This window comes from Haloparvum sedimenti (assembly GCF_001462205.1).
Lineage (GTDB): Archaea > Halobacteriota > Halobacteria > Halobacteriales > Haloferacaceae > Haloparvum > Haloparvum sedimenti.
The window spans coordinates 43,690-50,694 of record NZ_LKIR01000033.1 but is presented as its reverse complement, the minus strand read 5'-3'; the positions used below and the strand labels follow the sequence as shown (position 1 = coordinate 50,694).

The window sequence follows — 7,005 nt, the reverse complement described above, 5'->3', positions numbered from 1 at the left end:
GTCGGACCGGCTCGATCCGCGGGCTCGACATCGGTGACCTGGACCTGTCCGGCGACCGCCCGCGAGGGGAGGGGCCGGCCATCCACGTCACTCACCGGCCGGAGACCGAGACGCCGCTCAAGAACAAGGGAGCGGCGGAACGGTGGATCGGCATCAGCGAGCACGCGGCCGAGATCGTCCGCGACTACATCGACGGTCCGCGGATCGAGATCGAGGATGACCACGGCCGCCGACCGCTGCTGACGACGAACCACGGCCGAGTATCGCGCTCGACCGTCCGAGACACGCTTTACCGCGTCACGCGGCCCTGCTGGCGCGGTGAGGAGTGTCCGCACGACAAGGACCCGGACACCTGCGACTGGACCGACCACGGATCGATGAGCAAGTGTCCGTCGGCGCGGTCGCCGCACGACGTTCGGAGCGGCCGCGTCACCGCCTACAAGCGACAGGACAAGCCGCGCAAGGCGGTAGAGGAGCGCCTCAACGCCAGCGACGACATTCTGGATAAGCACTACGACCGACGCAGCGAGCGCGAGAAAGCAGCCCAGCGCCGGAGGTACTTCGACCTATGAGCAACGCAACCACAAGCCGATTACTCGTGCCGACGAACAGTAGAACCGTTCCCAACGGGGAGGCCGGACTGGCTTTTCCGTCGGAACGCTATCCGAGAGAGACGAATCTTTCTCGATCCGGTCCGGGAGATCCGGAATGCGTTCCACTATCTCTCGGAGGGCGATCCGAGAACGAGGTGTTTCACGTGGTCGATCATCGTGTCCATGTCTCCGTGAAACATCCGCTCGTTGAACAGAACAGCCGTCGTCGGATCGCCCGCAATCGCCTCGGCTAACGGGGTTCCTTCGGGGTCCGTGAGACTGGGTGCATCTGGATCGTGAAGATCGATCACCGTAACCGGGCCGGAAGCCCGGTCGTCGAGCGCAAGGAAAACGTACGTTTCATCGTAGTACGTCTGGCACGTCCGCGATGCATCGCTTCGAGCGAGGATGTCGGCGACTGAGTCGGTTTCGGCACTGAACAGTACCGCCCGCGAGTGCCCGTTCTCGGCGATTTCGCCTATCAGTACACTCTCCCCTCGTTCGTTCGTCCCGGTTTCGTACATATTGGGTTCGCCTCCGAATATCCACGTGTCTTTGCATCTTCGACACGAGTCCACACCACGGGACTGCGACCCATCACGCCCGGCGCGGGCGACCACATTCGAGTACTTCGGGCGTAGTTGACGACTGCATTTATTTAATTCTATTGCTCGAAATCCAACCCATTCGAATCCGAGGAGCGGGAGAGAATCGGTGCAACTCAGGGTCGTGACGAGACCGTACGCTTAAGTAATCGGCAGATAGGCATTCAGTATGACTCAGAGAATATCTAACGATCCCCCGAACCTTATCCAGCGCACGGGGGAGCGAACGATCCACATCGGAAGCGACCGACCGATCCGCATCTCGGCCGGGCATCGACTCCAGCACCACGACGGGAAGTGCAGTCAACCCCACGGGCACAACTACGAGGTGACGGTCACCGTCCGCGGCGCGCTCACCGAGGAGGGGTGGGTCGTCGACAAGGGCGTGGTCACGGACGCCATCGAGGAGTGGGACCATCGCTTCCTGCTCGAAGCGGGCGACCCCCTCGTCGACGCCTTCGCGGAGGCGGGCGACGCGGACGGGACGGTCATCCTCGAGGCGCCACCGACCGCGGAGGTGATGGCGGCGCTCTTAGAGGAGAAGCTCCGCGACCGGCTTCCGAACACCGTCACCGCAGTCGAGGCGGAGGTCCGCGAGACGGGCGAGCTTCGGGCCGGGCCGTAATGCCGGTCTCCAGCGACCCGAACGCGACCGGCACAGAGATCGGTGCAGACGCGGACGCCGCGTCGGTATCGAACGGTGCGGAAGACGCGCTCCCGATCAACGAGCTGTTCTCCTCGCTGCAAGGTGAGGGGACGCTCGCCGGCCAGCCATCGACGTTCGTCCGCACTTCCGGGTGTAACCTGCGCTGCTGGTTCTGTGACTCTTACCACACGTCGTGGGAACCGACCGGCGCGTGGATGGACCGCGAGGCGATCCTCGACGAGGTCGCGGCCCGCGACCCGGACCACGTCGTCCTCACCGGCGGCGAGCCGCTGATCCACGACGCGGCGGTCGACCTGCTCCACGCGCTGGACGACCGCGGCTATCACCTGACGGTGGAGACGAACGGGACGGTCGTCCCGCCGGCGGAGACGCCCATCGACCTCGCCAGCGTGAGTCCGAAGCTCGCCTCTTCGACGCCCTCGACCGAGCGTCCGCCCGCGGGCGTCGATCCCGGGCAGGTGACGGACCCCGCGTCCGACGAGGAAGCGCCCTCGGAGGGAGAGGTCGAGCGCTGGGCCGAGAAACACGAAGCGGACCGGCTGGACGTGGACGCGCTCGCGACGCTCGCGGCCCGGTACCACACCCAGCTGAAGTTCGTCGTCACCGGGCCCGGCGACCTGCCGGAGATCGAGTCGCTGGTCGCGGACGTGCGCGACCGCCTCGACGAGCGGGCGTTCGCGGACGACGCCGCCGTCTCCGGAACTCCCGACCGATCCGCCCTCCCGGACGACCGCGTCCTGCTGATGCCGGAGGGGCAGACCCGGGAGCGGCTCGCGGAGACGCGCCGCGTCGTCGCGGACCTCGCGCTCGAACACGGCTACCGGTACACCCCACGGCTCCACGTCGACCTGTGGAACGACGCGCCGGAGACGTGACCGGTTCGCTCGGGCCATCCTCTGTGAGAAGAACCGGGACCAGAACCGGAACCAGAACCGGAACCAGAACGACATCCACCGACACGACCCCATGACCGACTCAGACAACGCGACCGACTCAGACAACGCGACCGACGATCGACTCAGCGAAGAGAACACCACCGCTGACGGAGACGATAAGCGCGCCGTCGTCCTCGTCTCCGGGGGGATGGACAGCGCAACGACCGCCTACGAGGCCGCCGCGCGCGGCTACGACCTCTACTTCCTGCACACCTCCTACGGGCAGAACACGGAGACGAAGGAGTACGAGTGCGCCCGGGCGCTCGCGGAGCGCGATGAGCTGCCGGTCGCGGATTTCCTCCGCATCGAGACCGACCACCTGAGCCGTATCGGCGCCTCCTCGCTCACGGACGACGAGATGTCGGTCGCGGACGCCGACCCCGACAGCGACGAGATCCCCACCTCCTACGTCCCGTTCCGCAACGCCAACCTGCTGTCGATGGCGGTCTCGTACGCGGAGGCGAACGGCTGCGGGGCAGTCTTCGTCGGCGCACACTCCGAGGACTACTCCGGCTACCCGGACTGCCGCCCGGAGTTCTTCGAGGCCTTCGAGACGATGGTCGACGTGGGGACCAAACCCGAGACCGACATCGCGCTGGAGGTCCCGTTCGTCCACGACTCGAAGACCGACATCGTGGAGCGCGGGCTGGAACTCGACGTGCCTTACGGGATCACGTGGTCCTGCTACCGCGACGACGAACCGGCCTGCGGCACCTGCGACGCCTGCGCGTTCCGACTGGAGGCGTTCCGCAACGTCGGCGAGCGCGACCCGATCCCGTACGCGGAGCGGCCGGCCTTCGAGTGAGGACGACTGACCTTCGAGTGAGGACGACTGACCTTCGAGTGAGGACGACTGACCTTCGAGTGAGGACGACTGACCTTCGAGTGAGGACGACTGACCTTCGAGTGAGGTTGCTCCGGCCGTCGTTGCGTGCGACAGTGCCCCACACCACCGCATCTCTCGCACGCCTTTTTACCGTCCGTCGCGCAACGCGGGTAATGAGCTACCGGATCGGTCTCGTCGGCAAGCCCTCGGTGGGCAAGTCGACCTTCTTCAACGCCGCCACGATGAACGACGTGCCGGAGGGCGCGTACCCGTTCACGACCATCGACCCGAGCGTGGGCGAGGCGTACGTCCGCGTCGACTGCGCCGCCCCCGAGTTCGACGAGACCTGTACGCCGAGCGTCGGCGTCTGCGAGGACGGCACCCGGTTCGTCCCGGTCCAGCTCGTCGACGTGGCCGGCCTCGTCCCCGGCGCCCACGAGGGCCGCGGCCTCGGCAACCAGTTCCTCTCGGACCTCAACGAGACCGACGTGCTCGTCCACGTCGTCGACTTCTCCGGCAAGACCGACATCGAGGGCGAGGCGACCGAAGGCCACGACCCCCGCGAGGACATCGACTTCCTGGAGGAGGAGCTCGACCAGTGGTACCTCGACGTGCTCGGCAAGGGCATCGACAAGTACGAGACCAAGTACCACGGCGCCGAGGCCGCCATCGAGGAAGACCTCGCGGAGCAGATGTCCGCGTTCGGCATCGGCGAGGACGAGATGAAGCAGGTCATCCTCGCGCAGGGGCTCGACCTCGACCCCGAGACGTGGGACGACGAGGACCGCGAGGAGCTCGCCCGCGAGATCCGCAAGCGCACGAAGCCGATGGTCGTCGCCGCGAACAAGATGGACACGCCCGAAGCACAGGAGAACTGGGAGACGATCACGAGTGATCCCGACTACGACCACCTCTCGTTCGTCCCCGCGAGCGCGCACGCGGAGAAGGCGCTCAAGAACGCGGCCGAGGCGGGCGTCGTCGACTACACCGCCGGCGACGACGCGTTCGACATCGTCGGGGACGTCTCCGACGAGCAGGAGGCCGGCCTCCGGCAGATCGAGGAGTTCGTCGAGAACTACGGCGGCACCGGGGTTCAACAGGCCCTCGAAGAAGCCGTCTTCGACGTGCTCGACTGTATCGCGGTCTTCCCCGGCTCCGCGAACGGGAGCAAGGACGAGAAGGGCGTCTTCCGCGACTGCTTCATCCTCCCCGAAGGGTCGACGACGGAGGACTTCGCGTTCCACATCCACTCCGACATCGGCGAGGGGCTGCTCCACGGCACGGACTGCCGGAGCAACCGACAGGTGTCGAAGGACCACGAGCTCTCCCACCGCGACGTGATCGAGCTGATCTCGACGAAGCAGGCGGCGCCGTAGCACGCCACACCGGTCCCACCGGGCTTCCACACCCACGTTTTTGTCGCCGGCGACCGCCGGTAGACGCATGCTTCCCCTCCAACTCGACGCCGCGGCCGGTCTCGCGCTGGCCGCGCTCCTGCTGCTCGTCCCCGGCGCGTTCGCGGCGGTTCCGACCGCGGTGTTTCTGCTGTCCAGCCGGATCCGCGCGCTGTTCGCGGCCGTACCCCCCACTGACTCACCGTATCCGGCCTACGTCCTCCTGACCGTCGGGCTCGGAGTCCCGTGGTCGGTCGGCGTGCTCGCGGCGCTGAACGCCTCCGTGACGGGGCCCGCCTCCACGGCCAACGCGATGCTCGACGCGGTCGTCGGGCTGGGGGTCGGGTACCTCCTCGGACTCCCGCTGGCGGCGACGGCCGGGCTCCCCCGACTCGGGATCGACTGGGACGAGACGGGATACGGACCGCGGACGTGGGCGTCCGTGGCCGGGGCGACGACGCTCTACACCCTGACGCTTGCCGTTCCGTTCTTCCTCCTCTCGCTGGTGTTCGCGCTGCCGACGGGGTCGCCTCCGTAGCGTCGTCGGCTGATGGGGCTCTGCGGGACGGCCTCACGCTCCGAACGTCCGCTCGAACGCACGAACGCTCTCGTCGGTGCCGGCGACGACGACCTCGTCGTCCCGTTCGAAGCGGAACTCGTCGGCGCCGAGTCGTCGGATCGGCTCGCCGTCGCGCTCGACGAGCAGCACGGTACAGCCCGTCCGCGAGCGAACCTCGGCCTCCGCGAGCGTCCGTCCAACCAGCTCTCCCGCCGGGAGCTTCACCACGTTGATGCGCTCGTCGACCGCCAACACCTCCTCGTCCTCGAAGACGGTCGAGGCGAGCATCCGCCCGCTCACGGTGGCGAGCGACTGGACGTAGTCGGCGCCCGCGCGGTGGAGCTTTCTGACGCTCCCGGCGTCGTTGGCGCGGACCACGACCTCTGACTCGGGGGCGATGTCCCGGACCACGAGCGTGGCGAAGATGGCCGTGGTGTCGTCGTTGAGCGTGATCACGACCGCGGAGGCGTCCGTGACGCCGGCCTCCCGGAGCACCTCCGGCTCACGCGCGTCTCCGACTACGTCGACGCCCTCCGAGTCCCTGATGTCGAGGACGGTCACCTCGCTTTCGACGCTGTCGACTGTCTCGGACGCGGCCATGCCGGCCTGTCCGTAGCCGATGACGACGACTTTTCGCGGAGTGAGCGGCCGGACGGTCGGAGTGATCGCCCCGCGAAACTCCTCGATCTGGTCGGGCGCACCCGCGACCAGGAGCCGCACGTCGGCGTCGAGGGGACGGTCGGCGTCGACCGGGCTCTCAAAGTCGCCGTCGATCCACGCGCCGACCACGTCGATCCCGTACCGTTCGCGGAGGCCCGCCCCGGCGAGCGTCCGTCCCCTGAGGTCGCTCGCCTCCTCGACGCCGAACTCCACCAGCTCGAGGTCGTCGCCCACGGATACGCCCTCGTCGACCGCGGTGGAGACGGCGGTCGGGACGCGCCGGGCGAGGCTCTCGCCGAGGATCCGGCGGGGAGAGAGCACCTCGTCGGCGCCCGCGATGCGGTGGTACTCCGCGGCGTCGTCGTCCTCGACGAGCGTCACGACGCGCACGTCCGAGTCGAGCTCCCGCGTCGCGAGGGCGATGCTCGCGCTCGTTTCGTCCCCCGCGTCCACGACCACCGCGGCCGCGTCCTCGACGTGGGCCGCACGCAGCGGTTCGAGTGACTCCGGATCGCCGTGGACGACTGCCCGGTCCGCTTCGTGGAGGTCGATCGCCGTCTCCTCGTCCGGCTCGACGACCACGCACTGACGACCGCGGGAATCGACCTCCTCCAGAAACTCCGCGGTCCGGGGCGTGTAACCGCACACGACGACGTGGCCCGACCGTTCAGGCGCTCGCGTGGGTGCGCTCGGCGAGAGCGCGGACCGGAGCCACGGTACCGCGAACACGTCGACCGCCGTCAAGATCAGCCCGATCCCCGTCACC

General features: G+C 67.8%; 7 protein-coding genes and 1 pseudogene. 6 read left to right on the top strand and 2 right to left on the bottom strand.

The window, feature by feature from the left end:
* Positions 1 to 572, top strand: a pseudogene (locus tag AN233_RS01855) (site-specific integrase); the annotation flags it as partial.
* A 146-nt stretch (positions 573 to 718) separates the two neighbouring features.
* Here AN233_RS01855 and AN233_RS01850 read toward each other — a convergent pair.
* On the bottom strand, positions 719 to 1,117 hold the full coding sequence (locus tag AN233_RS01850) for a hypothetical protein (protein ID WP_058365167.1): 399 nt from the start codon (positions 1,115 to 1,117) through the stop codon (positions 719 to 721).
* Between the two features lie 250 nt (positions 1,118 to 1,367).
* Here AN233_RS01850 and AN233_RS01845 point away from each other — a divergent pair, with 250 nt between their 5' ends.
* The 5 genes from AN233_RS01845 to AN233_RS01825 all read left to right on the top strand — a co-directional run bounded on the left by AN233_RS01845 (position 1,368) and on the right by AN233_RS01825 (position 5,558).
* Positions 1,368 to 1,823: a 6-pyruvoyl trahydropterin synthase family protein gene (locus AN233_RS01845; protein ID WP_058365166.1), complete on the top strand. Its 456-nt coding sequence runs from the start codon at positions 1,368 to 1,370 to the stop codon at positions 1,821 to 1,823.
* Positions 1,823 to 2,740: a 7-carboxy-7-deazaguanine synthase QueE gene (locus AN233_RS01840; RefSeq protein WP_058365165.1), complete on the top strand. Its 918-nt coding sequence runs from the start codon at positions 1,823 to 1,825 to the stop codon at positions 2,738 to 2,740. The genes AN233_RS01845 and AN233_RS01840 overlap by 1 nt, the downstream gene beginning before the upstream one ends.
* Before the next feature lie 91 nt (positions 2,741 to 2,831).
* The gene (queC, locus tag AN233_RS01835) at positions 2,832 to 3,605 is read left to right on the top strand and encodes a 7-cyano-7-deazaguanine synthase QueC (protein ID WP_080508298.1); all 774 of its coding nucleotides are present in this window, start codon (positions 2,832 to 2,834) and stop codon (positions 3,603 to 3,605) included.
* 194 nt (positions 3,606 to 3,799) lie between these two features.
* Entirely contained in the window at positions 3,800 to 5,002 is a 1,203-nt protein-coding gene (locus AN233_RS01830; protein WP_058365164.1) for a redox-regulated ATPase YchF, read from the top strand.
* A 67-nt stretch (positions 5,003 to 5,069) separates the two neighbouring features.
* The gene (locus tag AN233_RS01825; protein WP_058365163.1) at positions 5,070 to 5,558 is read left to right on the top strand and encodes a hypothetical protein; all 489 of its coding nucleotides are present in this window, start codon (positions 5,070 to 5,072) and stop codon (positions 5,556 to 5,558) included.
* Positions 5,559 to 5,591: 33 nt separating this feature from the next.
* Here the strand turns inward: AN233_RS01825 and AN233_RS01820 are convergent.
* Positions 5,592 to 7,005, bottom strand: a 1,414-nt coding sequence (locus AN233_RS01820; protein WP_245625955.1) for a potassium channel family protein, incomplete at its 5' end; no start/stop codon positions are given.

Coding starts and splice junctions, on each gene's coding strand:
- AN233_RS01850 (WP_058365167.1), bottom strand. CDS start 1,117: ATGTACGAAACCGGGACGAACGAACGAGGGGAGAGTGTACTGATAGGC.
- AN233_RS01845 (WP_058365166.1), top strand. CDS start 1,368: ATGACTCAGAGAATATCTAACGATCCCCCGAACCTTATCCAGCGCACG.
- AN233_RS01840 (WP_058365165.1), top strand. CDS start 1,823: ATGCCGGTCTCCAGCGACCCGAACGCGACCGGCACAGAGATCGGTGCA.
- queC (WP_080508298.1), top strand. CDS start 2,832: ATGACCGACTCAGACAACGCGACCGACTCAGACAACGCGACCGACGAT.
- AN233_RS01830 (WP_058365164.1), top strand. CDS start 3,800: ATGAGCTACCGGATCGGTCTCGTCGGCAAGCCCTCGGTGGGCAAGTCG.
- AN233_RS01825 (WP_058365163.1), top strand. CDS start 5,070: ATGCTTCCCCTCCAACTCGACGCCGCGGCCGGTCTCGCGCTGGCCGCG.